The organism is Microbacterium sp. AC215, from assembly GCF_979258645.1.
Map to the genome: position 1 here is coordinate 1569913 of NZ_OZ409869.1, position 24381 is coordinate 1594293.

Consider the following 24381-nt stretch of genomic DNA (forward strand, 5'->3'; position numbering starts at 1 on the left):
TACGTCGCTCGCCGATTACTTCGCGGTGAAGTAGGTGTCGTAGATCGTCTGGTAGTCGCCGCTGTCGCGGAGATCCTGCAGCGCGCCGTCGATCGCCTCGCGCAGAGCGTCCTTCTCGCCCTTCGCGTATGCGAAGCCGTACGACTCGCCGGTCTCGTACTCCTCGACGATCTTGTACGCGCTGTCGGCCTTCTCGTGCTCGAGGTTCACCGGCTGGTCCTGGAGGATCGCGTCGATCTGTCCGGCCTGCATCGCGGGCCACAGCTCTCCGTCGGAGGGGTACTGGACGAGTTCTGCGCCCTCGGCGTTCTCGGTCGCGTAGGCCTCTCCGGTGGTGCCCTGCTGCACTCCGACGTTCTTGCCCGAGAGGTCGTCGATCGACTCGATGCCCGAGTCGGTGCGCACGAGCAGCGACTGCAGCGACTCGTAGTACGGCTCGGAGAAGTCGATGTTCGCCTTGCGCTCGTCGGTGATCGTCATGGCCGAGGCGCCGACGTCGCACTGTCCGGCGGCGAGCGTGGTGCCCGACTGCAGCGCATCGAATCCGACGTCCTGCACCGAGAGCTTCAGGTCGAGCTCCTTCGCGATCGCGTCGAGCAGGTCGATGTCGAAGCCGGTGTAACCCGTGCCGTTGTCGCCGCCCTCGAACTCGAACGGTGCGTAAGGGATGTCGGAGCAGACCGTCAGGGTGCCCGCCTCGATGAGGTCGTACTCGTCGCCGGCCGCAGGCTCACCCGATCCCGCGTCACTGCCGCCGGTCGCGCATCCGGCGAGGGCGAGGGTGGCGGTCGCGGCGAGCGCGATCCCGGCGATGATGTTGCGACGCTGCATGTCAGCTCCTGAAGGACGAGGGTGTGGTTCCCCACGGACGGGTAGGAGAACATCTAAACATGCACCACCGGGCCGAACCCGCCGTCGGCCGCCTTCTGCGGATCACATTTGTGTTGCAAGTGTGACCGAATATGACGGGCGTGTTACGCACGATGCGGCACCGATTGTTCACCTTGCCTGAGTATCCTCTGTGCCGACAGCCCGAGCCGACACGCTCCGGACTCAGAGGAGACCCGATCATGGCAAAGAAGACCTCAGCACAGCGCACCGCCGAAGCCGCTCTCGACGCGGCGAAGGATGCGGCGAAGGACGCGAAGAAGCTGATCAAGTCCCTGCCCAAGAAAGACGCCAAGAAGCTGAAGCCTCTCGTCGAGGACGCGAAGGACGCGGCGAAAGTCTCGAAGAAGAAGGTCGCGGACCGGCCCAAGAAGGTCGCGAAGTCGGCGACCGCGGCGACCGCGCGCCTCACCCAGGCCACCGCACGCCTGGAGGCCGAGAAGAAGGCGTCGGACAGGAAGTCCGCCGCGAAGAAGGATCAGAAGAAGGCCGACAAGAAGTCCGCCGTCGCGCCGACGCCGGATGCGAAGCAGCCGGCCCCGAAGAAGGCCCCCAAGAAGGCCGAGGCGAAGAAGGCCGTGGCCACGAAGGCCGTGGTCGCGGCTCCGACCGTCGAGCCGACGGTCACGATCACGACCCCGACGTCGGCACCCGCACTGGCACCAGCACCAGCACCAGCACCGGCACCGGCACCGGCACCGGTACCAACAGAGACCTCTGCAGCGGCACCGGAGCTCAGCGCGCTGACCCTGGTCCAGCTGCGCGCCCGCGCCCGCGCCGAGGGCCGCACCGGATACTCGCGCCTGACGAAGGCCGCTCTGCTCGACCTCCTTGCGCGCTGACGTGCAGGAGGCGCTCGACCGGGGCGCCGACGCGCCTCCTCCCCGCACGCTGATCGACATCCTTCAGGAGACGACCCGGCGATATCCCGACGCCTCGGCCATCGAGGACGCGGACGGGGCGCTCAGCTACGCCGAGTTGCTCGCGCACGTCTGGCGTACGGCGGCCCTGCTGCACGAGAGAGGCGTGCGCCGCGGCGACCGCGTCGGCATCCGCATGTCGTCCGGACACCGCGAGCTGTACATCGCGATCCTCGGCACCATCGCGGCGGGCGCCGCCTATGTCCCCGTCGATGCCGACGACCCGCAGGAGCGTGCCGATCTCGTGTTCCACGAGGCCCGCATCGCGGGCACGATCACCGACGCCGGCTACATGCCGGCCGGGGCGACCGAGGCGGTCGATCTCCTCGGCGGCGAGTCACCTCATCCGCGCACCTCCGCGATCCCGATCGTCGCGCCGCCGACGGTCGACGACGATGCCTGGATCATCTTCACCTCCGGGTCGACCGGCGTGCCCAAGGGCGTCGCGGTCTCGCACCGTTCGGCCGCGGCCTTCGTCGACGCCGAGGCACGTCTGTTCCTCCAGGCCGCACCGCTGAGTCCCGGTGATCGCGTGCTCGCAGGCCTCTCGGTCGCCTTCGACGCGTCCTGTGAGGAGATGTGGCTCGCGTGGGGCCACGGCGCCTGCCTGGTGCCCGCACCGCGAGCTCTCGTGCGCTCGGGCGAAGACCTGGGGCCCTGGCTGCTCGGCCACGGCATCACCGTCGTCTCGACGGTGCCGACGCTCGCCGCCCTCTGGCCGCAGGACGCGATCGAGAACGTGCGCCTGCTGATCTTCGGCGGGGAGGCCTGCCCGCTCGAGCTCGTCGCCCGGTTGGCGTCGGACGGACGTGAGGTGTGGAACACCTACGGCCCGACCGAGGCCACGGTCGTGGCCTGCGCCTCGCTGATGGACGGTACGGGTCCCGTGCGTATCGGCCTCCCGCTCGACGGGTGGTCGCTCGCCGTGGTCGATGCTGACGGACAGCGCGTCGCCGAGGGCGAGACCGGCGAGCTGATCATCGGCGGAGTCGGTCTCGCCCGGTACCTCGACCCTGCGAAGGATGCCGAGAAGTACGCGCCCATGCCCACTCTCGGCTGGGACCGGGCCTACCGCTCCGGCGACGTCGTGCGGGTCGAGTCCGAGGGACTGATCTTCCAGGGTCGCGCCGATGACCAGGTCAAGATCGGCGGCCGCCGCATCGAGCTCGGCGAGGTCGAGGCGGCGCTGCAGGCGCTGAGCTCCGTCTCGGCGGCGACCGTGGTGGTGCAGAAGACCGAGACGGGCATGCCGATCCTCGTCGGCTATGTCGTGCCCGACGAGGGGTTCGACCGGCAGGTGGCGCGTGGTGAGCTCTCGGAGACGCTTCCCGCTCCGCTGATCCCCCTGCTCGCCATCGTCGACGACCTGCCCGTCCGCACGTCCGGGAAGGTCGACAAGGCGGCTCTCCCCTGGCCGCTCGATTCCGGCGACGCGAACGACTCGTCCCTGTCCGGCACGGCGGCGTGGCTCGCCGAGCAGTGGTTCGCCGTGCTCGGCGTGCGCCCGGGCGACGAGGACGCCGACTTCTTCCAGCTCGGCGGCGGGTCGCTCGCGGCCGCCCAGCTGGTCTCCCGCCTGCGCACCCGGGCGCCGGAGTTCACGATGACCGACGTCTACGATCTGCCGCGGCTGCGCCAGATGTCGGATGCCGTCGACGATGAGGCCGATGACGAGGACGCCGAGGAACGCGTCTTCAGCCAGCCCGTCCCGACTCCCCGACGGATGCAGTGGGTGCAGACGATCGCGGGTCTCCCGCTGTTCGTGTTCACCGGCATCCGCTGGCTGCTGTACCTGCTCGCCGCGAGCTGGCTCCTGCGGCTGTCCCCCGGATTCGAATTCCTGCCCGCTGTTCCGGTGTGGACGATCATCGTCGGCCTGCTGATCTTCGTCACCCCGGTGGGGAAGATGACGATCGCCGCCGTCGCCGCGCGTCTGCTGCTCGCCGGACTCCGCCCTGGCGACTATCCGCGCGGCGGCGGAGTGCATCTGCGTCTGTGGCTCGCGGAGCAGATCGCCCAGCAGGTCGACCCGGTCGGCCTGGCCGGTGCTCCCTGGGTCGTCTACTACGCACGAGCTCTCGGCGCCCGCATCCACAGAGATGTCGATCTGCACACCGTCCCGCCGATCACGGGCATGCTCGACATCGGCTCCGGAGCCTCCATCGAGCCCGAGGTCGACCTCACCGGCTATTGGATCGATGGCGACACCGTGCGCATCGGCGGCATCCGCATCGGCGCGGGAGCGACCATCGGCGCCCGCAGCACCCTCGCCCCCGGCACGAAGATCGGTCGCGGCGCCGAGATCGCACCCGGCTCGGCCGTGTTCGGTCGAGTCCGCGCCGGGCAGCGCTGGGCAGGATCGCCGGCGGCACGCGTCGGCGGAGTGTCGCGGCCGTTCGCGGAGGGCCGCCCACCCAGCCGCACCCGGTGGTTGTGGGCCTACGCCGTCTCCTCCGCCGCGCTCGGCGTCCTCCCTGTCCTCTCGCTCGCCGCCGGCGCCTGGGTGCTCGCGCTGGGCATGCGCGGGTCCGACTCCCTGACAGCGGCCGTCCCGAGCATCCTGGCGCTGCTGGTTCCTGCAGTGCTGCTCGCCGGATTCGTGTTCGCCGGTCTCGTGCTCGTCTTCGTGCGTGTGCTCGGAGCCGGTCTCGGCGAAGGCGTGTACCCGGTGCGCTCGCGCATCGCCTGGCAGGCGTGGACGACCGAGCGTCTGCTCGATTCCGCCCGTACCTTCCTCTTCCCGCTGTACTCGAGCAGTGCCACTCCCTTCTGGCTCAGGGCCCTCGGGGCCGAGGTCGGGCGCGACGTCGAGGCGTCGACCGTGCTGCTCATCCCGAAGCTCACGACCATCGCCGACGGAGCGTTCCTCGCCGACGACACCATGGTCGCGACCTACGAGCTGCAGGGCGGATGGATGCGGCTGGGCACCGCGCGCATCGGCAAGCGCGCGTTCCTCGGCAACTCCGGCATGGCCGCCGGTGGGCACAACGTGCCTCGCGACGGCCTCGTCGCCGTCCTGTCCGTCGCTCCGCCCAAGGCCAAGGCGGGCTCATCGTGGCTGGGCTCGCCCGCCGCGCGACTGCGCCGTGTGGTCAACGACTCCGATCTCGAGCGCACGTATCGCCCGCGCCCGGGACTCCGCCTCGCGCGGGCTCTGTGGGAGCTGTGCCGCATCATCCCGGTGTTCGTGACCTGCGCGATCGGAGTGAGTGTGATGCTCACGCTCGCCGCGGTGGTCGAGGCCTGGGGACTCGCATGGGCTGTGCTGCTCTCGAGCGCCGTGATGCTCGCCGCAGGCGCCTTCGCCGCTCTGATCACCACCGCCGCCAAGTGGCTGATCGTGGGGCCGATCCGTGCCGGCGAGCATCCGCTCTGGTCGAGCTTCGTGTGGCGCACGGAGGTGTCGGACACGTTCACGGAGATGGTGGCCGCACCCTGGTTCGCCAACGCCGCATCGGGCACTCCTGCACTCGCCATCTGGCTGCGCACCCTCGGCGCGAAGATCGGCCGAGGCGTCTGGACCGACAGCTACTGGCTGCCCGAGCCCGACCTGGTCACCCTCGGGGACGGTGCGACCGTGAACCGCGGATGTGTGGTTCAGACGCATCTGTTCCATGATCGAGTGATGAGCATCGACGCAGTGACCCTCGAGAGCGGTGCGACCCTCGGTCCGCACAGCGTGATCCTGCCCGCGGCCACGATCGGATCGGATGCCACGGTCGGGCCCGCCTCACTCGTGATGCGGGGCGAGTTCGTGCCGATCGGCAGTCGATGGAGCGGCAACCCCATCGGGCCGTGGCGTGCCGTCAAAGTGCGCTCCTACCAGGCCTCGAACGCATGACCGTCGACCCCTACACCCCGCACAGCGGCGATCGGCGCTACGGGGTGCTGCACTACGACCTGGCCATCGACTATCGCGTGACCACGAACCGCATCGCGGGCACGGCGACGATCCGGCTGCAGATGCAGGAATCGGCGAAGCACGTCTCGTTCGACCTCGTCGGGCTCAAAGTCACGAAGGTGCGGGTCGTCGGTGATCGCGCCGCCTCGTTCAGACAGGACGACCGGCGGCTCAAAGTGGTCTTCGGGGGCGAGCGGGCGAGCGGTCAGGAGCTCACGGTCGCGGTCGAGTACTCCGGTTCTCCGTCGCCCCGGCGCACTCGATGGGGGCTCCTCGGGTGGGAAGAACTCGAAGACGGCGTGCTCGTCGCGTCGCAGCCGACCGGCGCGCCGACCTGGTTCCCCTGCAACGACCTGCCCTCGGACAAGGCGACGTATCGGTTGGAGTTCACGGCCGATCCCGAGTACACCGTGGTCAGCGGCGGCGCAGCCACGCGATCGACGCAGCGCGGTCGCACCCGATGGATCTTCGAGCAGCCGGTGCCGACCGCGACATACCTGATGACCGTGCAGATCGGCCAGTACGACGATGACAGGGTCGCTCTCGGCACGACTCCCGGGCGTCTGTTCCACCCGCGGGCGCTCGCGGGCCGCGTGCGCTCCGACTTCGCCCCGCTGCCGCGCATGATGGAGACGTTCGTCGAAGCCTTCGGCACGTATCCCTACGAGTCCTACAAGGTCGTCATCACACCCGACGATCTCGAGATCCCCCTCGAAGCGCAGGGCATGGCGATCTTCGGTGCCAATCACGTGGACGGAGCCGGGGGCAGCGAGCGCCTCATCGCGCATGAGCTCGCGCACCAGTGGTTCGGCAACAGCGTCGGCGTCGCCCGCTGGCGGGACGTCTGGCTGAACGAGGGATTCGCCTGCTACGCCGAGTGGCTGTGGTCGGAAGCGTCCGGCGCGTCGACCGCCCACGAGAACGCTCTTGCCCATCACGCGGCCCTCCGCGGCCTTCCCCAGGATCTGCTGCTCTCGGATCCCGGTCCGAACGACATGTTCGACGATCGCGTCTACAAGCGCGGCGCCCTCACCCTGCATGCCCTGCGACTCACGATCGGCGATGAGCAGTTCTTCGCCCTGACGCGGGAGTGGACCGCGCGGTTCGCGCGACTCGCTGTCACCAGCGACGACTTCCTCGGCCTCGTCGGCGAGGTGGCCGACGACCGGGCGCGCACCCTGGTGCGGACCTGGATCGACGAACTCCCGCTGCCCGCGCTTCCTGCATCCCGGTCCTGAGACCGAGAGGGATCACCCCCGAGCGACGCTCAGCACGTACCCCGGTGGCCCGACCAGCGTCGTGACGTCGATCGTGGCGGCACGACCCGGAAGCGCTGCCGACCACACGCAGGGATCCGTGTTCGCGCGCGGTCGGAGGAGCACCTCTGACGGCTCTGTCTCGAATCCGCGACCATCCGCCTTGACCGCCGCCTCGATGCGCGTCCACCCCGCGAGATCCGGGGCTGCGCCGTCAGGGAACATCGTTCGCAGCTCGTCGACCCGGCCGGCCGCAGATGCCTGCTCGACATCGACGCCGAGCGACGCCGCGGTCCCCACCGCTGCCGGAGCCACTGCGACGACGACGAGACCCTCCGCATGACTCACGCTGAGCAAGACGCCGTCGGCGCGCGGCCGACCGTGGTCCGCCCCGCACCTGGCACAGCGGCTCGAGATGACGACGTCGTGAGTCCCGGTGATCCTGCGTACGAGGGCGCGCATCAGTGCCCTGCCGGCGAGGAACGCCTGGGCACGGCTGCCGCTCAGCTCGCGGAGGCGTTCCCGCTGACCCATCGCCGCGGCATCGGCTTCAGTGAAATCGTGCAGCTGTGAGGGCGATGCCCAGGCGATCGTGATGTCACGCCAAGTGGTCTCTCCTGCGATTCCCCCTGCGCTCATCACACCGAGAACCGCCGATCAGAGGTTCAGATTTCGAAGTCGACGGCCACACGGGAGGCGACGACCGAGCGCACATACGCCACGACCTCTTCGTGCGCCGGGTGCACCTGGTACTCCTCGAGAGCAGCGATCGAATCGACGTCCGCGACGAGGGTGACGTCCCAGTTCGCGTCGGGATAAGCGACGTTCGCGCCCGCGGTGATCGAGCGCAGCTGCGGCACGACGCCGTCGAGAGCGTTCAGACGACGGGCGACCTCGGCGGCCTGCTCGGCGCGTGTCGCCGCATCGTCGGCTGCGAGCTTCCAGGTGACGACGTGACGGATCATCGGGCTTCCTTCTCGAGTGCGTCCTGCTGCACGGCTGATTCGAGCGCGTCGCGCAGTCGGTCGGCGGACAGACGCCAGTGCGCGTGCAGGTCGCCGTCGATCAGGACGACGGGGATCTTCTCCCACCACAGCTCGTAGAGCACAGGATCGTCGGCGATCGAGGCCTCCACGATCTCGATGCGCTCGGCTGCCGCGTCAGGCAGGTCGGCGACGACGGCGTCGATGATCTCGGACGCGACATCGCAGAGATGGCAGTCCGGCTTGCCGATGAGGGTCAGCGTGGTCACGCCGACGGCACCTCGATATCGCGGCCCTGCGCGATCCACTCGCCCGTTCCGCCCTCGACGTTGGTGGCGTCGTATCCGCGGGACTCGAGCGCTTCGACGACGCGCGCCGACCGCCCACCCGCTTGGCAGATGACGTCGAACGACTCTGCGGGCAGCTCTTCGAGCCGGTTGCCGATCTCGGACATCGGGATGTTGACGGCCCCGGGTACGTGACCGGCGGCGAACTCATCCACCTCTCGGACATCGATGAGCGGGGTGTTCGACCGCTCGGCGAGTTCGGTGACGGTGATCGACTTCATGGCATGCTCCTGCGACGAGTGGGAAACCGGGGGCAGAGACACAAAGCGCCCGTCCGGAGACAGGCGCTCGTGTCTGGTCGCTTACTTCTTGTTGCGACGCTGGTGGCGAGTCTTACGAAGCAGCTTGCGGTGCTTCTTCTTCGCCATGCGCTTGCGGCGCTTCTTGATGACAGAACCCACGGAAACCTCACTAAGTCAGTGGCTGGGTGTCGTCGGTGACGGACACCCGGGTACGGGCACGGAAAAATGCCTCGGATCAGTCTAGCAAACCGTGGAGCTTCTGCTGCACGCGCTCACGAGACGACGCCGAGGACGTCAGCCGACGTCGGCTATCGGTCGCTGCAGGGCCTCGGCGACCGCGGATTCCGGAACACGGAAACTGCGACCGAAGCGGATGGCTGGCAGCTCCCCAGCGTGCACCATCCGATAGACCGTCATCTTCGACACACGCATGAGTTCGGCGACCTCGGCCACCGTAAGGAACCGGACATCTGGAACCTCGGGCATCCCACGTACCCCTTTCTGGATTGTGTGCACACTCTATGGGCAAGGTGGGACACGTGTAAACCCATGTGGCCTGTGTGATCAGTGTGCATCCCCGATGGTCGCGAAGGCGCGCACGGGAAAGGTCCCGAATCCGCGCACGGCCCGCGGAACGGGCGAGGTCACAGCGGAGACATAGGACGTATGCCGGAACCGCTCAGACTGCCCTGCGAGGCTGACCACACGACTCACGATGGCACCATCCGAGTCACGCGGGCTGGGGCCCGCGGCCTCGCCCCTGACGACACGCCCCCCGATCGTCAGGGGCGATGTGTGTCTCCGGCCGCGATCAGCCGCCGAGGCGCTTGAGGGCCGTCGCGACCACGTGCTTCGCCGATGCCGCGGCGCGGCCGACGACCTCGGCCGCGTGTGCGGCTCCGTCGGGCAGCGGCAGTCCGGGGTAGTCGATGTCGGGTGCGTCGTCGCCGTAGGCATCCATGAGGAAGGGCACGAGCCAGTCGTCGACGACCTCGAGCGGCTCGACGGCCAAGCTGTAGAAACGACGCTGCCCGTCTTCGCGGACGCTGACCAGCTCGGCCTCGCGCAGGACCTTCAGATGCTTCGAGACGGTCGGCTGGCTGATGCCGAGGTCGGCGACGATCTGGCTCACGCTCGTTCCGGCATCCCCTTCGGCGGTGCGTCGCAGGAGAAGCTGGAGAATGTCTCGCCTCGTACCGTCTGCGATCACGTCGAAGATGTCCGTCATGTGATCAGGGTAGTCGTCCCCGGCACGGAGTACCATGACGAAGGCTCGGCGATCAGCGCCGTGCATCCGCGCACGTCGGAGCAGGAAGATCGAAGGGGGACGCGATGTCGGGCATCGTTTCGGCGTCGTCGCCTCGACAGCGTCTCCAGAACGCCGCCTCCTGGGGCAAGCACATCATCACGTCGTCGCCCTCGCGCTTCGCGATCGTCATCTTCGCGCTGCTCATCCTGGTCTTCACGGTGCTGCTCTCGCTGCCGATCGCCTCGGCCTCGCGCACGGTCACGCCGTTGGCGGATGCACTGTTCACCGCGGTCTCCACCATCTGCGTCACGGGACTCGCGACCGTCGATATGGCGACGTACTGGTCGCCCTTCGGTCACGTGCTGATCTTCATCGGCGTCAACATCGGCGCGCTCGGCGTTCTCACCCTCGCCTCGTTGATGGGCATGCTCATCTCCAAGAGACTGGGACTCCGCGCCAAGCTCCTCGCCGCGGGAGACACCAACCCCCTTCGCGCGCACGGTGGCGTGGTGAACGAGAGCCAGACCGTCCGGCTGGGCGAAGTCGGTCAGCTCCTGACGACCGTGGCCGTCTCCGCGCTGATCATCGAGGGCGTGCTCGCGGTCCTCCTCTACCCCGCACTCGTGATGGCCGGGGTCGAGCCGATCGCAGCGCTCTGGGAGGCCCCCTACTTCGCCGCGATGGCCTTCACCAACACCGGCTTCGCGCCGAACGCCGGCGGAGTCGCCGTGTTCGCCGACGACTATCTCGTCCTCACGCTGCTGATGGCCGGCGTGTTCCTCGGCAGCATCGGCTTCCCGGTGATCTACACCCTGGCCAAGCACGTGTGGCACGTGAAGAAGTGGTCGTTGCACACCAAGCTCACCCTGGTCACCACGGTGCTGCTCTTCATGCTCGGCGCCGCCGTCTTCCTGATCCTCGAGTACGCGAACCCGAAGACGTTCGGGTCGATGGATGCCGCGGACACGACCTTCCAGGCGTTCTTCCTGTCCGCGATGACGAGGTCGGGCGGCTTCAACGTGATCGAGATGGACGATCTGAACGGCTCATCCCTCCTCGCCGCGAGCATGCTGATGTTCGTCGGCGGCGGCTCGGCCTCCACCGCCGGCGGAATCAAGGTGACGACCCTCGCGGTGCTCGCGATCGCGGTGTGGTCAGAGGCCAAGGGCCGTCAGTCCGTCGAGGCGTTCGGCCGTCGCATCCCCAGCGACGTGCAGCGCGTCGCGTTGAGCGTCGTCGCCTGGGGAGCCACGATCGTGGCACTCTCGACGATCATCATCGCCCAGATCACCAAGGCGGACATCAGCCACGTCCTCTTCGACGTCATCTCGGCTTTCGCCACCGTCGGACTCTCGACCGGCCTCACCGCCGATCTCCCCGACGCCGGTTCGTACGTCCTCGCGACCACCATCTTCATGGGGCGCGTTGGTACAGTGACTCTCGCCGCGGCCGTCGCCGCGACATCGCGAACGCAGTACTACTCACTGCCCGTGGAAAGGCCGATCGTTGGTTGAAGTCCTCCGGGGCGACGCTCCCGTCCTCGTCATCGGTCTCGGCCGGTTCGGTGCCGCCTGCGCAGGCGAACTCGATCGTCTCGACCGCGAGGTCCTGGCGATCGACGACAACCTCGAGCTCGTGCAGAAATGGTCGGACCGCGTCACGCACACGGTGCAGGCCGACGCCAAGAACATCGACGCCCTGCGGCAGATCGGCGCGCAGGACTTCCAGGTCGCCGTCGTCGCCGTCGGCTCGTCGATCGAGGCGTCGGTGCTGATCACCGCGAACCTCGTCGACCTCAAGGTGCCGCAGATCTGGGCCAAGGCGGTCTCGCAGTCGCACGGCAAGATCCTCGCCCGCGTCGGCGCCAACCACGTCATCTACCCCGAGCGAGAAGCCGGTGAGCGCGTCGCGCACCTCGTCTCCGGCCGGATGCTCGACTTCATCCGCTTCGACGACGACTTCGTGCTGGCCAAGATGTACCCGCCGAAGTTCATCCGCGGCGTGGGTCTGAACGAGTCCGGCGTGCGCAGCAAGTACAAGGTCACGGTCGTGGGAGTGAAGAGCCCGGGCAAGCCGTTCCGCTACGCCGAGGCGAACACGATCGTGACCAACCACGATCTGATCATCGTCTCGGGCACCAACAGCGACATCGAGCGCTTCGCCGCCCTCGACCGCTGACCGGCATCCGCGCGACGGACGTCAGGCGTCGATGTCGAGCGCGATCTCGACGAGGTCGTCGACCGCGACGCCCTCACGGTCTTGCAGTGCCTTCTTGATCGGCACGATGTAGCCGCCGTCCTTGGGCCAGAGGGCGGTGGTCACCGTCGTGTCGCCGATCGTGACGGATGCGGGGATCATCCCCCATCCGTAGGTGACGACGCTCGCGACCTCACCGATCATCTCGCTCTCCGCCGGCGGCACGGTGACGAAATGGAACGGCGCGGGACCGCGCCAGAACCAGATCTCCCCGGAGAACCGCAGCTGCATGTCAGGCTCCGGCCGCGAGTTCCTTCGCGCGTGCGAGCGCGGCAGCGGCGGCATCCGCGAAGGTGCGATCGAGGTGCGCGTCCTGCAGCACCGCCACGGCCTTCTCGGTGGTGCCCTTGGGGCTCGTGACCCTGCGGCGGAGCTCGGACGGCTCCTCACCCGACGCATCGAGCAGCGCAGTGGCGCCAATGAAGGTCTGCTCCACCATGACCCGCGCGTCGCTCTCGCTGAAGCCCATTCCGACGGCTGCCTTCGTCAGCTCCTCGATGAGCAGGTAGACGTAGGCGGGGCCGGAACCCGAGATCGTCGAGAGTGCGTCGATCTGCGATTCGGGAACCTCGACGACCGCGCCCACGGTGGCGAAGAGGCGGTGCACGAGGGCGAGATCGTCGTCGGATGCCGCTGCCCCCGCGGCCAGACCGGTGACTCCCTTGCCAACTGTCGAGGGCGTGTTCGGCATCGATCGAATGACCCGCACGTCGGCGCCGAGGTTGTCGGCGAAGGTCTGGAGCGTGACTCCCGCAGCGAGGCTCACGACGATCGCGTCGTCGGCCAGATGCGAGGCGATCTCGCGCAGCAGATCGGGCACCATCGCGGGCTTCACCCCGACGAGGACGATGCGAGCCTTCGCGACCGCATCCGCGTTGCCGTCGGTGGTCTCGGACAGGGCGATGCTCCTGACCCCGTCGAGGTCGGCAAGGGCCGCCGCCTTCTCGGGCGTGCGGTTCGTCGCGGTGATTCCCCCGTCGACCTGGATGCCGGATGCGACCACCCCTCGGAGGATCGCGCCGCCCATCGATCCGGCACCGAGGAACGCGAGAGCGGGAAGCGAGTCAGCCATGTCGCCATCCTACGGCGGGCGCACCGGGCGACCACGGACGAGCCGATCTAGACTCGACGCATGAGTGCATCCGGCGGCGGCAAGGCCATTCTCGCGGCGTTCCTGGCGAACCTGGGCATAGCCCTGGCGAAGTTCCTCGCGTGGGCGCTGTCGGGATCCGCATCGATGCTCGCCGAGGCGATCCACTCGGTCGCCGACTCCGGCAACCAGCTGCTGCTCATGCTGGGCGGACGCAAGGCGAAGCGCGAGGCGGACAGGGCGCACCCCTTCGGCTACGGGCGGGAACGGTACGTCTACGCGTTCGTGGTGTCGATCATCCTGTTCTCCGTCGGAGGTCTGTTCGCGATCTACGAGGCGATCGACAAGCTCACGCACCCGCATGAACTCGACAAGACGTGGTGGTGGCTGCCGATCGTCGTGCTGGTGGTCGCGATCGGCCTCGAGTCGTTCTCGCTGCGCACCGCCGTCAGAGAGAGCAATCTCGTCCGTGACACGGGCCAGTCCTGGGTGTCGTTCGTGCGCCGCGCGAAGGCGCCGGAGCTCCCCGTCGTGCTCCTCGAGGACGTCGGGGCACTCACCGGTCTCACGTTCGCACTGCTCGGCGTCGGTCTCACCGTGATCACCGGAAACCCGCTGTTCGACGCACTCGGCACATTGATGATCGGCATCCTGCTCGTACTCATCGCGATCGTGCTCGGCGTCGAGACGAAGAGCCTCCTCGTGGGCGAGGGCGCCACGCAGGCCGATCACGATCGCATCGTCGACGCGATCAACGCGGGCGACGAGATCGAGAAGATCATCCACATGAAGACCCTCTACCTGGGCCCGGACGAGCTCATGGTCGCGGCGAAGATCGCACTCAACGCCAACAAGCCGCTGCGCGAGGCAGCTGTCGACATCGATGCGATCGAGGCCCGCATCCGCGAGGCTCTTCCGATCGCACGCGTGATCTACATCGAGCCCGACGTGTACCGGCCGTCGCTCGACCCCGAGCCGTCGACCGACGTCTTCGTGCTCAAGTCCTCCGACTGATCGCGCGCGGGGTGCCGTAGCCGTCAGCGCCGCTGCTCGAAGAAGCTCCGCAGCAGGGCCGCGGCGGCATCCGCTTCGACCCCGCCGACGACCTCGGCGCGGTACGGCAGCCGACGGTCGCGCAGCACGTCGTACATGGAGCCGGCGGCCCCCGCCTTGTCGTCCCACGCGCCGAAGACGACGCGGCCGATCCGCGCCTGCAGGATCGCCCCCGCGCACATGATGCAGGGCTCGAGGGTCACGACGAGGGTGTGGCCGTCGAGATTCCACGAGCCGACGGATGCCGCGGCCGACCGCAGCGCCGCGATCTCGGCGTGCCCCGCGGGGTCGTGGGTCGCCTCACGATGATTGCGTCCTTCGGCGATGATCCGGCCCTCTGCGTCGAGCACCACCGCGCCGACCGGGATCTCCGAGGCCGCCGATGCCTCGGCCGCGAGCTCGAGCGCGCGTCGCATCGCACGGGCGTCGGAGGCGGTCATGCGTCGAGCCTACGACAGCCGCTCGGGCGGCCGACGGCATCCGATGTCGTACCGGAGCCCCCGGCGCATTAGCCTGTATCCATGCGTGTCCACGTCGCCGACCACCCTCTCGTCACTCACAAGCTCTCGGTGCTGCGCGACCATCGCACCCCGTCGCCCGTCTTCCGGCAGCTGACCGAAGAGCTCGTGACGCTTCTCGCGTATGAGGCGACCCGCAACGTGAAGGTCAGTCCGGTCGAGATCACCACTCCCGTGACGACGACGATGGGCGTGAAGATCTCGGAGCCCCGTCCGATCGTCGTGCCGATCCTGCGCGCCGGCCTCGGCATGCTCGAAGGCCTGGTGAAGCTGCTGCCGACGGCAGAGGTCGGGTTCCTGGGCATGGTCCGCGACGAGGAGACCTTCGAGCCGACCACCTACGCCGAGCGCCTTCCCGACGACCTGAGCGATCGTCAGTGCTTCGCGATCGATCCGATGCTCGCGACCGGCGGCTCGCTGGCTGCCGCCATCCAGTTCCTCTTCGACCGCGGGGCCAAGGACGTCACGGCGATCTGCCTGCTCGGCACTCCCGAAGGCCTCGCCGCCATCGAGGCGCTCGTCGGAGACCGCGACGTGACGATCGTGCTCGGGGCCCTGGATGAGCGCCTCAATGAGAAGGGCTACATCGTGCCCGGACTCGGCGACGCCGGCGATCGGCTCTACGGCACCGTCTGACGGATCTCCGGCTCGCGCGGTTCGTCCTCGAGAAGGGGCACGCCGAAGCTCGCCACGACGTCTCGCACCTCGCCGAGGTACTGCTGAGCCTGTTCGGTGAGCGGTATGGCCGTGCGTCCGATCCAGCCGATCTCGATGCGCTCGTCGACGTCGAGGGGCACGGCGACGATCTCGGGATCGAGATCGTCGCTGATGATGCCGGTCGAGATCGTGTATCCGTCGAGACCGATCATCAGGTTGAAGATCGTCGCTCGATCGGAGACCCGGATCTCCCGCGCACTCGAGAGGGTCGAGAGGATCTCCTCCGCGAAGTAGAACGAGTTGTTCGCGCCCTGGTCGAAGGTGAGTCGCGGAAGGCCGACGAGATCGTCAAGGGTCGCACGGTCTCGCGACGCGAGTGCGTTCCGTCTTGAGACGAAGATGTGCGGCTCGGCGATGAAGAGCGGATGGAATGCGAGACCCGAGTCCCGCAGGAGCTTGTCGATCACGTTGCGGTTGAAGTCGTTGCGGAAGAGGATGCCGAGTTCGCTGCGGAGCGTCCGCACATCCTCGATGATGTCCCACGTGCGGGTCTCGCGGAGCGAGAACTCGTATTCGGCGGCGCTCGAGCGCTTGACCATCCGCACGAATGCGTCGACGGCGAAGGAGTAGTGCTGGGTGGAGACCCCGAGGAGGCGGCGCGACGGTGGCCGCCCGAGGTAGCGCTGCTCGAGAAGCTCGGCCTGCTCGACGATCTGTCTGGCATACCCGAGGAACTCCGTGCCGTCGCTCGTGAGCGTCACCCCTCGCGCCGAGCGGGTGAGCAGATCGCGTCCGACTCGGCTCTCGAGGTCTTTCATCGCCGCGGACATCGTGGGCTGCGCGACATAGAGCACGTCGGCCGCCGCGGTGATGGACCCCTCCGCAGCGACCTCGATGAAGTACTGGAGCTGTTGCAGTGTGATCCCGCTCGATCGTCTGGGCATAGGAGAAGGCTATATCACCGCATAGCGGAGCCGAATTACCCGATAGCTCCGGCATCGCTGCACTATGAGATCACCGCTTTCGCGAGGCCCGATGGGCCTCCCCTCTCCCGGATTGGCCCCTCATGGCGAACGAGATCACGTTCAGCATCACGACCACTCGCTTCGACGAGGACTATGCCCCGTCCGACAGCTCGCGCATCACCACGAACTTCGCCAACCTCGCGCGCGGCGAGCGCCGCCAGCAGAACCTCCGCAACGCCCTGGAGATGATCGACCGTCGCTTCAACGACCTCGCGGGCGGCGACGAGCGCTACACGGTCGAGCTCGACATCGTCTCGGTGCAGTTGCGATTCGCCGATGGCAACGATGAGGAGTTCCCGGTGCTCGAGGTGCTCGACGTCCACATCGTCGACCGGCTGACCGGCGAACGCCACCATGGGATCGTGGGAAACAACTTCTCCTCCTACCTCCGCGACTACGACTTCAGCGTCGTCCTGCCTGCGGCGAGCGCGGCCGCCGGCGGATTCTCCACTCCCGACGACTTCGGCGTGCTGCACGGCAAGCTCTTCCAGCATTTCCTCGAGTCCGAGGCGTACCAGGAGCGCTTCTCGACCCTGCCGGTGATCTGCATCAGCGTCTCGACCAGCAGGACCTATCAGCGCAACGGCAACCACCACCCCGTGCTCGGCGCCGAGTACGTGCAGGACTCCTTCTCGGTCACCGACGAGTACTTCGGGAAGATGGGGCTGCAGGTCCGCTACTTCATGCCACGCGGCAGCGTCGCCCCCCTCGCCTTCTACTTCCGCGGCGACCTCCTGAGCGACTACTCCGATCTGCAGCTCATCGGCACGATCAGCACCATGGAGACCTTCCAGAAGATCTACCGGCCTGAGATCTACAACGCGAATGCGCCCGCCGAGAGCGTCTACCGTCCGAGCCTCGCCCACGACGACTATCAGCAGACGGAGATCACGTACGACCGCGAGGAGCGCAGCCAGCTCGCCGTCGTGCAGGGACGCTACGCCGATGAGCACTTCGTCACGCCGCACCGGACGGTGCTGGACCAGTGGGCTGCCGGGTATCCCGCTCCGTCCTCCCCCGCGTCCGCCTCCCCCGTTGCGGTCCGATGACCGGCCGCGGATCGTCGACCGTGCGAGAACTCCTCCCCACCTCGATCGTCGGAAGTCTGCCCAAGCCGGCGTGGCTCGCCCGGCCCGAAGTCCTCTGGTCGCCGTGGGAGCTGCAGGGCGATGCGCTCGTGGAGGGCAAGCATGACGCGCTGCGCGCCGCTGTGCACGAGCAGCGTCGACGCGGGATCGACATCATCAGCGACGGGGAGCAGACCCGTCAGCACTTCGTCACCACCTTCATCGAGCATCTCGACGGAGTCGACTTCGAGAATCGGGAGACGGTCCGCATCCGCGACCGCTATGACGCGAGCGTGCCGACCGTCGTCGGCGCAGTGAGCCGCCGCGCACCCGTGTTCGTGGACGACGCGGCCTTTCTGCGCCAGCAGACCGACCAGCCGATCAAGTGGGCGCTGCCTGGCCCGATGACGATGATCGACACGCTGTCGGACCGCCACTACCGCAGCCGCGAGAAGCTGGCATGGGAGTTCGCGACGATCCTCAATCAGGAGGCGAAAGAGCTCGAGGCAGCCGGAGTCGACATCATCCAGTTCGACGAGCCCGCGTTCAACGTGTTCTTCGACGAGATGAAGGACTGGGGCGTCGCTGCTCTGGAGCGGGCAGCAGAAGGACTGCGTGCGGAGACCGCGGTCCACATCTGTTACGGCTACGGGATCAAGGCCAACAACGATTGGAAGGCGACCCTCGGAGCCGAGTGGAGGCAGTACGAGGAGTCGTTCCCCCTTCTGCAGCGATCCACCATCGACATCGTCTCGCTGGAGAGCCACCACTCCCACGTGCCGCTCGACCTCATCGAGCTGATCCGCGGCAAGAAGGTGATGCTCGGCGCGATCGACGTCGCGAGCGAGCAGATCGAGACTCCGGAAGAAGTCGCCGACACCCTGCGGCGCGCGCTCGAGTTCGTCGATGCGGACCTGCTCATCCCCAGCTCGAACTGCGGGATGGCGCCCCTACCGAGGCGCGTCGCTCTCGACAAGATGAGCGCCCTGTCAGCGGGAGCGCGAATCGTGCGCGACGAACTCGGCGGCACCGGCGCCTGACCGCGCTCGAGCAGCCGCGTCGTGTGACTCACGCCCTCACGAGGTAGCAGCGCTCCTCGCCGTACTTCGTGAAACCCGCTCGCGCGAGGATCGACGCGGAGGTGGCGGTGCGCCCCTTCACCAACGCCGTGGTCGCTCCCCGTGCCGCGCTCTGGCGAAGCCGCTCCACGAGGACGGCACGGTAGGCTCCTCGTCCCCGTGCCTGCTCGATCGTCGCCGCTCCCCACAGGCGTGCGAAGCCGTCGACGATCGTGCAGCCGCCCGTGCTGACCGCCTCGCCGTCCGCGCCGAGACGGGCGAGAACACGCACCTGCGTGCCTGCGTCGTACGCCGATGTGATCTCGTCGAGTTCGATGCGCAGGCCTTCGTCATCGAGCGGCTGCTGCTTCCAGACCGGCACATTGATCGCGTCGACTTCGCGAACCTGCTCGAGCGTTCGCACGACCTCCGCCCTGGCTTCAGGCGGGACATCGCTCGCGGCGCTGTCGATCGTGGCGCTGTCAATCCGGCTCGCGAAGACGGCTACGGTGTCGATGTGCTCGGCTCCGCGCTTGCGGAGCTCGGCTTCGAGATCGGGGCGGTCGGACGCGTTGGTCCAGAACCGCAGTTCGCTCTCGTCCCACGCCCTCGTACGGTCGATGGCGTGTTCTACGACGGTTGCGGCATCCGCATCCGAGTCGACCTGAGAGCCGCGCACTCCGCCACCGAATCGCGTCGGATACCGCACCAGCTGCAGATGGCTCCGCTGCTGCTCGCTGCCGCGGGGAAACCACACCCACGCGGCCGAGGCTCGCAGGACATCATCGATCGTGTGAGTCATCGCTCTCCTCTGCCGACGGCGACCTCAGCTCGCCGCTCCGACCAGACGCGCGAAGGCGCTCATCCGAGCGACCCCCTCGGGAGTGCGCGGAAGATCGTCGAGCAGGGCCGGTGAGTGGATGAGGTACGCCGCGACCTGCGCCCTCGAGATCGCCACGTTCAACCGATTCTGCAGCAGGAGGAACTCCGGGCCTCGCGGAGCATCGCGTCCGCTGGACGCCGCGAGCGAGGTGATCGAGACCACCGCCTCCTTGCCCTGGAAGTTGTCGACCGTGCCGACCGGGACGTCGTGGAAGCCCGCCGCGGCGAGCGCATCGTGCACGGTCTGACGCTGGGCGTTGTACGGCGCGACGACGATGATGTCGTTCTGCGCCAGGGGGCGCGCCGTGGACTCCGCATCATTGTCGGTGAACGTGCGTCCGACGAGACCGCGTACCAGCGCCACCACTTCGGCCGCCTCTTCCGGCGAATCTGTGGCGTTGCCTCGATGCCGCAGCGGGACGACGTGGAGCCCCGCGTCGACGCCGTCGATCGACCGCCTCTCGGTTCCGGGTGCCGAGGCGAGCTGGCCCGCGTACGCGAGCCTGGACACCGGGGCCGCGACGAACGGATGCATGCGCCACGATCTCGCGAGGAAGTAGCCGTGATCGGGCTTGATGACCGCGTCGCCGTCCATGACCCAGCCGAGCGCCGAGGTGTCGACCGGCTCGGGGTGCGCGCCCTGACTGACCTGAGGAAGCTGCTGCGGGTCTCCGAGGAGTAGCAGGTTCTTCGCTCCGGCCGCGACGGCGATCGTCGACGCGAGCGAGAACTGCCCTGCTTCGTCGACCACGAGGAGATCGAGCCCTCCGCGCTCGACGCGGGCGGTGTTGCTGAAGTCCCACGCTGTGCCGCCGACGACCGCACCGTGCTCGGCCTGCTCGGCGAGGAATGACGCCATGCCGTTCTTGGGGATGACGGTGTAGCCCGGCTCGACGGAGGGGTCTTTCGGAGCCTTGCCGACCTGACTCGCCGGCACACCGTCGGCGACGACTCGTTCGAGGAGGTTCTCGATGATCGCGTGGGACTGCGCCACGACACCGATCCGGAATCCGTGCTCCTTCACCAGCCGGGCGATCACCTGCGAGCCCGTGTAGGTCTTGCCGGTCCCCGGGGGGCCCTGCACGGCGAGGTAGCTGCGGTCGAGATCGAGCACGCCTCGGACGATGGCGTCGATCACGTCGTCGCCCTGCTCGGGCAGCGGACGACCGGACAGCGTGCGCGGAGGGATGCGACGAAGCACGTCGGTGGCCGCGTCACGCGGGAACCCGGGTGCGGCCGCGTGGACGGAGTCCGCCCACTCATCGATCGCGCCCTGCAGCGAGACGACGCGTGGCGGCGCAGCCGGAGTGAGAGCGAGGGGAAGCTCGTCCCAGGTCTGCCCCTGGATCGCCGTCTCGGTGATCAGGTAGCCGTCGTCGAGCAACTCGGCGACCGTGACGGTGTGAGGGACATGCACCGCTCGTGACGGTGCCTCGGTGTCGAAGGGAGCCGGCACCGGATACAGGGCGAACGGCTGCGCCCCGGCGCCCAGAGTGGTGCCCGGCGACACCTCGCCGCGGATCTCGATGTCGCGCGACATCACCCGTCGGCCCTCGCCGATGCTCCAATCCCTCTGCACGCGCGATGAGGCGCGGTCGATGCGCACGACGTCACGCGTGCCGTCCCACATCGTGACCGGTTCGCGCAGTCGCTGGAAGTGCGAGACCCAGAAGCTCTTCGCCTCGCGCGGGAAGTAGTCGATCGCCGCGGCCGCGATGCGATGCACCTGACCGTCGTCGCCTGCGTCGACCGCGCGCTCCGCATCGGCGAGCAGTGACACAGAGCGCGGTGACGGCTCGTAGATCACCTCGTCCGCTTCATCCGGCGGCGCCGGAGTCACGCCCTCAGCCCTCGCGATGTCGATCAGCCAGTTGCGGAGGCGCCGGGTGGAGACGCAGTCGTAGCGGTTGTAGTCGGCGAGGTCGGCGAACACGGCATCCGCTTCTTCCTGCTCCCCCGCCGCCGCGAGCTCTCGAGCCGCGACGTACTGCACGATCGAGTCATCGCCCTTCTGGACGTCGCTCGTGCGCACATCCGCGCCCATATAGAGAGGCTCGAGCTTCTTGATGGAGTACGACCTCGTGCCGACCCGCACGGTCCGCAGCACGAGCGGATACAGGTCGACGAACACTCCTTCACGCAGCAGTCGATCGATCTCACCCTCACGGACGCCGTGCCGCGCCGCCATGGCCACGAGGTGCGAGGTCTCATACGGGGCGTAGTGATAGATGTGCATGCCCGGATGAGCCGCGCGCCTCAGCTTCACGAAGTCGAGGAACCTCTCGAACGCCTCGCGTTCCGCCGCGAAATCGTGTGCCCAGAGCGCGGTGTACTGATCGGAGTTGTCGACCCATCCGAAGAGGTAGTCGATCCCCCAGTGAGCCTGGCCGTCCGGCGCCGGCTCGGTGTAGAGAGGGTCACCCTCGAAGTCGAAGAAGATGTCTCCGTGGCTCGGCACCGGGAGCGTATGGATCGCGGCCGCGTAGTGCACGTCATAGGTCGGCGCACCGTCGGCATCCGCCTGGATCTGCAGTCGGGCCTGTGCCCTCAGAGTCTCGAACGTGTCGGTGTTCATGCCGTCAGGGGGCGTGGGCGCCTCTGCCAAGGCGTCGATGGTCTCGATGCCGGCGGCTCTCAGTCGCGCACGCTGCACGGGCCGCATGCGGGCGACCATGAGGAGATCTCGGTGCGCGATCACCTGTTCCTCGCAGGTGGCGCAGCGCCCGCACGCCACGACCTCGAGATCGCCGCGGTCGTCGCCCCACGCCAGCGCCGCCCCGGCGGAACCGTCGCCGATGCGACGATCTGCGATGAGCGCGCGCAGACGCGCCCGTCGCACCTGGAACAACGGAAGGAGGTCGTCGACGGAGTGGGTGCTCACTGAGCCGTCGCCGAGGATGAGGTCGACCTCGTCGGATCGTGGGATGCCGAGCCGATCGAGCTGATCGACATATGCCGCGAGCTGCATGAGGGCCGTGACCCGCGCTTTTCGGGCGAGCTTCGAATCCTGCACCCGCCAGCGACCGTCGTCGTCGCGCTTCAGGAAATCTGCGAATCCCACGAACTCGGGTGTAGCGAAAGCCGCCTGGAAGACGACGACAGCGTCGGAGCCGAGTGCCTGAACCGTCTCTTCGACCGCCGCCGCCAGGGCAACTGCGTCGACGGACGACACCTTCTCGACGAGATGCACCCGATCGGCGCCGAGATCATCGAGATAGCGCGCCAAGACGTTCCGCTCATGCACGTCTCCGAGCAGCGCCGCCCGCGCCAGCGTCGCGTCTTCGGGCTCGTCGACCGCGGGGACCCGCCCCAGCTTGGCGTCGATCGCACGGCACCACGCGAACTCGCATTCGGCGGCCGCCTTGAGGTCGCTCGCGCTCCAGATGACGCGCTGCGCCTGAGTGTCGATCCGCACGATGCTCCCGTTCTGTCGGACACTTCGACACTAGCCGCGGCATCCGACACGGGATCACGATGGGCCGCTCAGCGCCACCAGGAGTCGTCGGGCGTGACCGGCAGGTTGCGCTTGTGCTGGGTGGCGAGATAGCGCGACTCGATGCGCCCGGCGACCTCCGGGTCGACCTGGCGCCCTTCGAGGAAGTCGTCGATCTGCTCGTAGGTGAGTCCGAGCTCGTCCTCATCGGCGCGACCGGGCTGACCGTCGAGCAGATCGGCGGTGGGCACCTTGTAGGCGAGCTGGTCGGGAGCGTCGAGGAGCAGGAGAAGCGAACGCCCCTGCCTCTTGGTGAGTCCGGAGAGCGGGAGGATGTCGGCGGCCCCGTCGCCGAACTTCGTGTAGAAGCCCGTCACGGCCTCAGCCGCGTGGTCGGTGCCGATCACGAGCAGACCGTCGTGGCCGGCCAGCGCGTATTGCGTCACCATGCGCACTCGCGCCTTGATGTTGCCGCGATTGAAGTCGCTGATGTCGCTCGTGACGGCGAACTCGATGTCCTCCTCGACGCCGTCGACGCCGTTCTGGATGTTCACCTCGACCGACGCATCCGGCTCGATGAACTCGAGTGCTGCCTGGGCATCCGCCGCGTCCTTCTGGATGCGGTACGGCAGCCGGACGGCGAGGAACTTCGCCTCCTCGCCCTCTGCTCGCACCCGCTCGACGGCGAGCTGCGCCAGACGACCGGCGAGTGTCGAGTCCTGACCGCCCGAGATGCCGAGCACGAAACCTTTCGCGCCGGTGGTGCGCAGGTAGTCGACGAGGAACTGCACGCGGCGCTCCACCTCGATCTCGGGGTCGATCTCGGCCCTCACGCCGAGCGCTTCAGAGATCTGCTGCTGCAGGGTCATGTGTTCCTCCGGTCTACCCGACGTCAGTATCCTCCTCCAGTGTTACATCGAGATGACGTGGATCGCACGCGCGTGACTCCGCGGCGGCCGATGCACCTGAGAGGATGGCGGAGTGAAACTTCTCGTCGCAGCCATGGCCTCCGAACTCGCAGCGTTCCCGGAGGAGCTCGAGGGATTCGACCAGCTCGTGACCGGCGAGGGCAAGATGCAGGCCGTCTACGCCCTGACCCGTGCGCTCGACGCCAAGGAGTACTCCGAGGTCGTGGTCGTCGGCACCGCCGGTGGGATCGACCCTGAACTCGAGGCGACGGTCCACGAGATCGGCAGCGCGCTGCAGCATGACGTGTTCGACCTCGACGGTGTCGCAGGGCAGCACGTCTCCCTGCCGGCGCGCGTGTCGACGGGCCGTGAGGGTGTGCTGATCGCGACCGGAGACAGCTTCGTCGGCGATGCGGGGATCACGGCCGTCATCCGGCCGTCCGGTGCGGGACTGGTCGACATGGAGACCTATGCGTACATCTGGGTCGCCGGGAAGTTCGGGGTGCCGATCCGTGCTTTCCGTGCGATCTCCGATCGAGCCGAGGACGGTGCGCTCGTCGACTTCCGCGAGGCGATCGCCCGCTGCAGCGTGCAGCTGCGCGAGGTGATCCGTCGGGAGTACGGCGTCTGAGACGGGCACCGCGCCGG

25 protein-coding genes are annotated in these 24381 nt (G+C 67.9%); 10 read left to right on the top strand and 15 right to left on the bottom strand.

Annotated elements, in window-relative coordinates; translation table 11 throughout:
* Positions 1 to 15 precede the first annotated feature (15 nt).
* Positions 16 to 831, bottom strand: a complete 816-nt coding sequence (locus tag ACZZZF_RS07795; protein WP_053098857.1) for a transporter substrate-binding domain-containing protein — start codon at positions 829 to 831, stop codon at positions 16 to 18.
* A 239-nt stretch (positions 832 to 1070) separates the two neighbouring features.
* On the opposite strand from ACZZZF_RS07795, the gene ACZZZF_RS07800 reads away from it, so the two are divergent.
* Genes ACZZZF_RS07800 through ACZZZF_RS07810 form a run of 3 tightly spaced genes read left to right on the top strand, consistent with a single transcriptional unit; the run spans position 1071 to position 6947 of the window.
* Positions 1071 to 1730, top strand: coding sequence for a hypothetical protein (locus tag ACZZZF_RS07800; RefSeq protein WP_463497846.1), 660 nt, complete (start codon positions 1071 to 1073; stop codon positions 1728 to 1730).
* Positions 1720 to 5649, top strand: a complete 3930-nt coding sequence (locus tag ACZZZF_RS07805) for a Pls/PosA family non-ribosomal peptide synthetase (protein WP_463497848.1) — start codon at positions 1720 to 1722, stop codon at positions 5647 to 5649. Before ACZZZF_RS07800 ends, ACZZZF_RS07805 begins: the two co-directional genes overlap by 11 nt.
* Positions 5646 to 6947, top strand: coding sequence for a M1 family metallopeptidase (locus ACZZZF_RS07810; RefSeq protein ID WP_463497849.1), 1302 nt, complete (start codon positions 5646 to 5648; stop codon positions 6945 to 6947). The genes ACZZZF_RS07805 and ACZZZF_RS07810 overlap by 4 nt, the downstream gene beginning before the upstream one ends.
* A gap of 12 nt (positions 6948 to 6959) precedes the next feature.
* Here ACZZZF_RS07810 and ACZZZF_RS07815 read toward each other — a convergent pair whose 3' ends face one another.
* The 7 genes from ACZZZF_RS07815 to ACZZZF_RS07845 form a co-directional block, all read right to left on the bottom strand.
* A complete protein-coding gene (locus ACZZZF_RS07815; protein ID WP_463497851.1) occupies positions 6960 to 7604 on the bottom strand; it encodes a 4'-phosphopantetheinyl transferase family protein in 645 nt (214 codons plus the stop codon).
* Between the two features lie 26 nt (positions 7605 to 7630).
* Positions 7631 to 7930 (bottom strand): Dabb family protein, encoded by a 300-nt coding sequence (locus ACZZZF_RS07820; RefSeq protein WP_463497853.1) that lies wholly within the window; start codon positions 7928 to 7930, stop codon positions 7631 to 7633.
* Positions 7927 to 8217, bottom strand: a complete 291-nt coding sequence (locus ACZZZF_RS07825) for a glutaredoxin family protein (protein WP_053098851.1) — start codon at positions 8215 to 8217, stop codon at positions 7927 to 7929. Before ACZZZF_RS07825 ends, ACZZZF_RS07820 begins: the two co-directional genes overlap by 4 nt.
* Entirely contained in the window at positions 8214 to 8516 is a 303-nt protein-coding gene (locus ACZZZF_RS07830; RefSeq protein ID WP_053098850.1) for a rhodanese-like domain-containing protein, read from the bottom strand. Before ACZZZF_RS07830 ends, ACZZZF_RS07825 begins: the two co-directional genes overlap by 4 nt.
* A gap of 81 nt (positions 8517 to 8597) precedes the next feature.
* On the bottom strand, positions 8598 to 8696 hold the full coding sequence (locus tag ACZZZF_RS07835; RefSeq protein WP_003792170.1) for a 30S ribosomal protein bS22: 99 nt from the start codon (positions 8694 to 8696) through the stop codon (positions 8598 to 8600).
* A gap of 135 nt (positions 8697 to 8831) precedes the next feature.
* Positions 8832 to 9023 (bottom strand): helix-turn-helix domain-containing protein, encoded by a 192-nt coding sequence (locus ACZZZF_RS07840; RefSeq protein WP_053098849.1) that lies wholly within the window; start codon positions 9021 to 9023, stop codon positions 8832 to 8834.
* Positions 9024 to 9348: 325 nt separating this feature from the next.
* Positions 9349 to 9765, bottom strand: coding sequence for an ArsR/SmtB family transcription factor (locus tag ACZZZF_RS07845; protein ID WP_053099390.1), 417 nt, complete (start codon positions 9763 to 9765; stop codon positions 9349 to 9351).
* A gap of 104 nt (positions 9766 to 9869) precedes the next feature.
* Between ACZZZF_RS07845 and ACZZZF_RS07850 the strand changes: the two genes are divergently transcribed.
* Both ACZZZF_RS07850 and ACZZZF_RS07855 read left to right on the top strand, forming a co-directional pair.
* On the top strand, positions 9870 to 11300 hold the full coding sequence (locus ACZZZF_RS07850; protein WP_463497855.1) for a TrkH family potassium uptake protein: 1431 nt from the start codon (positions 9870 to 9872) through the stop codon (positions 11298 to 11300).
* Positions 11293 to 11964, top strand: coding sequence for a potassium channel family protein (locus ACZZZF_RS07855; RefSeq protein WP_047520565.1), 672 nt, complete (start codon positions 11293 to 11295; stop codon positions 11962 to 11964). The genes ACZZZF_RS07850 and ACZZZF_RS07855 overlap by 8 nt, the downstream gene beginning before the upstream one ends.
* 21 nt (positions 11965 to 11985) lie before the next feature.
* On the opposite strand, the gene ACZZZF_RS07860 is transcribed toward ACZZZF_RS07855, so the two are convergent.
* Complete coding sequence (locus ACZZZF_RS07860) at positions 11986 to 12273, bottom strand: DUF1905 domain-containing protein (RefSeq protein ID WP_072590792.1); 288 nt, start codon at positions 12271 to 12273, stop codon at positions 11986 to 11988.
* 1 nt (position 12274) lies between these two features.
* On the bottom strand, positions 12275 to 13114 hold the full coding sequence (gene proC, locus ACZZZF_RS07865) for a pyrroline-5-carboxylate reductase (RefSeq protein ID WP_400340329.1): 840 nt from the start codon (positions 13112 to 13114) through the stop codon (positions 12275 to 12277).
* A 60-nt stretch (positions 13115 to 13174) separates the two neighbouring features.
* Here proC and ACZZZF_RS07870 point away from each other — a divergent pair, with 60 nt between their 5' ends.
* Positions 13175 to 14146, top strand: a complete 972-nt coding sequence (locus tag ACZZZF_RS07870; RefSeq protein WP_072590790.1) for a cation diffusion facilitator family transporter — start codon at positions 13175 to 13177, stop codon at positions 14144 to 14146.
* 23 nt (positions 14147 to 14169) lie between these two features.
* Here ACZZZF_RS07870 and tadA read toward each other — a convergent pair whose 3' ends face one another.
* The gene (gene tadA / locus ACZZZF_RS07875) at positions 14170 to 14625 is read right to left on the bottom strand and encodes a tRNA adenosine(34) deaminase TadA (protein ID WP_463497857.1); all 456 of its coding nucleotides are present in this window, start codon (positions 14623 to 14625) and stop codon (positions 14170 to 14172) included.
* Between the two features lie 81 nt (positions 14626 to 14706).
* On the opposite strand from tadA, the gene upp reads away from it, so the two are divergent.
* Positions 14707 to 15339, top strand: a complete 633-nt coding sequence (gene upp / locus ACZZZF_RS07880; protein WP_042538962.1) for a uracil phosphoribosyltransferase — start codon at positions 14707 to 14709, stop codon at positions 15337 to 15339.
* On the opposite strand, the gene ACZZZF_RS07885 is transcribed toward upp, so the two are convergent.
* A complete protein-coding gene (locus ACZZZF_RS07885) occupies positions 15324 to 16304 on the bottom strand; it encodes a LysR family transcriptional regulator (RefSeq protein ID WP_056277084.1) in 981 nt (326 codons plus the stop codon). The genes upp and ACZZZF_RS07885 overlap by 16 nt on opposite strands.
* Before the next feature lie 122 nt (positions 16305 to 16426).
* Here ACZZZF_RS07885 and ACZZZF_RS07890 point away from each other — a divergent pair, with 122 nt between their 5' ends.
* Entirely contained in the window at positions 16427 to 17434 is a 1008-nt protein-coding gene (locus ACZZZF_RS07890; protein ID WP_463497859.1) for a putative oxygenase MesX, read from the top strand.
* A 20-nt stretch (positions 17435 to 17454) separates the two neighbouring features.
* Positions 17455 to 18492 (top strand): methionine synthase, encoded by a 1038-nt coding sequence (locus ACZZZF_RS07895; RefSeq protein WP_295101159.1) that lies wholly within the window; start codon positions 17455 to 17457, stop codon positions 18490 to 18492.
* A 28-nt stretch (positions 18493 to 18520) separates the two neighbouring features.
* Here ACZZZF_RS07895 and ACZZZF_RS07900 read toward each other — a convergent pair whose 3' ends face one another.
* From ACZZZF_RS07900 to nadE, 3 genes are all read right to left on the bottom strand, one after another.
* Positions 18521 to 19312 carry a GNAT family N-acetyltransferase gene (locus ACZZZF_RS07900; RefSeq protein WP_463497861.1) on the bottom strand — a complete coding sequence of 264 codons (792 nt, stop codon included), beginning with the start codon at positions 19310 to 19312 and terminating at the stop codon, positions 18521 to 18523.
* A gap of 24 nt (positions 19313 to 19336) precedes the next feature.
* Positions 19337 to 22807 (bottom strand): TM0106 family RecB-like putative nuclease, encoded by a 3471-nt coding sequence (locus ACZZZF_RS07905; RefSeq protein WP_463497863.1) that lies wholly within the window; start codon positions 22805 to 22807, stop codon positions 19337 to 19339.
* A 68-nt stretch (positions 22808 to 22875) separates the two neighbouring features.
* Positions 22876 to 23694, bottom strand: coding sequence for an ammonia-dependent NAD(+) synthetase (nadE, locus tag ACZZZF_RS07910; protein ID WP_463497865.1), 819 nt, complete (start codon positions 23692 to 23694; stop codon positions 22876 to 22878).
* A gap of 112 nt (positions 23695 to 23806) precedes the next feature.
* On the opposite strand from nadE, the gene ACZZZF_RS07915 reads away from it, so the two are divergent.
* Complete coding sequence (locus ACZZZF_RS07915; RefSeq protein ID WP_072590787.1) at positions 23807 to 24364, top strand: phosphorylase family protein; 558 nt, start codon at positions 23807 to 23809, stop codon at positions 24362 to 24364.
* The last annotated feature ends 17 nt before the right edge of the window (positions 24365 to 24381 follow it).

What these genes read in the sequence shown, in the direction of transcription:
- ACZZZF_RS07795 (WP_053098857.1), bottom strand. Translation starts at nt 831, where the DNA reads ATGCAGCGTCGCAACATCATCGCCGGGATCGCGCTCGCCGCGACCGCC.
- ACZZZF_RS07800 (WP_463497846.1), top strand. Translation starts at nt 1,071, where the DNA reads ATGGCAAAGAAGACCTCAGCACAGCGCACCGCCGAAGCCGCTCTCGAC.
- ACZZZF_RS07810 (WP_463497849.1), top strand. Translation starts at nt 5,646, where the DNA reads ATGACCGTCGACCCCTACACCCCGCACAGCGGCGATCGGCGCTACGGG.
- ACZZZF_RS07815 (WP_463497851.1), bottom strand. Translation starts at nt 7,604, where the DNA reads ATGAGCGCAGGGGGAATCGCAGGAGAGACCACTTGGCGTGACATCACG.
- ACZZZF_RS07820 (WP_463497853.1), bottom strand. Translation starts at nt 7,930, where the DNA reads ATGATCCGTCACGTCGTCACCTGGAAGCTCGCAGCCGACGATGCGGCG.
- ACZZZF_RS07830 (WP_053098850.1), bottom strand. Translation starts at nt 8,516, where the DNA reads ATGAAGTCGATCACCGTCACCGAACTCGCCGAGCGGTCGAACACCCCG.
- ACZZZF_RS07840 (WP_053098849.1), bottom strand. Translation starts at nt 9,023, where the DNA reads ATGCCCGAGGTTCCAGATGTCCGGTTCCTTACGGTGGCCGAGGTCGCC.
- ACZZZF_RS07845 (WP_053099390.1), bottom strand. Translation starts at nt 9,765, where the DNA reads ATGACGGACATCTTCGACGTGATCGCAGACGGTACGAGGCGAGACATT.
- ACZZZF_RS07850 (WP_463497855.1), top strand. Translation starts at nt 9,870, where the DNA reads ATGTCGGGCATCGTTTCGGCGTCGTCGCCTCGACAGCGTCTCCAGAAC.
- ACZZZF_RS07860 (WP_072590792.1), bottom strand. Translation starts at nt 12,273, where the DNA reads ATGCAGCTGCGGTTCTCCGGGGAGATCTGGTTCTGGCGCGGTCCCGCG.
- proC (WP_400340329.1), bottom strand. Translation starts at nt 13,114, where the DNA reads ATGGCTGACTCGCTTCCCGCTCTCGCGTTCCTCGGTGCCGGATCGATG.
- ACZZZF_RS07870 (WP_072590790.1), top strand. Translation starts at nt 13,175, where the DNA reads ATGAGTGCATCCGGCGGCGGCAAGGCCATTCTCGCGGCGTTCCTGGCG.
- tadA (WP_463497857.1), bottom strand. Translation starts at nt 14,625, where the DNA reads ATGACCGCCTCCGACGCCCGTGCGATGCGACGCGCGCTCGAGCTCGCG.
- upp (WP_042538962.1), top strand. Translation starts at nt 14,707, where the DNA reads ATGCGTGTCCACGTCGCCGACCACCCTCTCGTCACTCACAAGCTCTCG.
- ACZZZF_RS07885 (WP_056277084.1), bottom strand. Translation starts at nt 16,304, where the DNA reads ATGCCCAGACGATCGAGCGGGATCACACTGCAACAGCTCCAGTACTTC.
- ACZZZF_RS07890 (WP_463497859.1), top strand. Translation starts at nt 16,427, where the DNA reads ATGGCGAACGAGATCACGTTCAGCATCACGACCACTCGCTTCGACGAG.
- ACZZZF_RS07900 (WP_463497861.1), bottom strand. Translation starts at nt 19,312, where the DNA reads ATGACTCACACGATCGATGATGTCCTGCGAGCCTCGGCCGCGTGGGTG.
- nadE (WP_463497865.1), bottom strand. Translation starts at nt 23,694, where the DNA reads ATGACCCTGCAGCAGCAGATCTCTGAAGCGCTCGGCGTGAGGGCCGAG.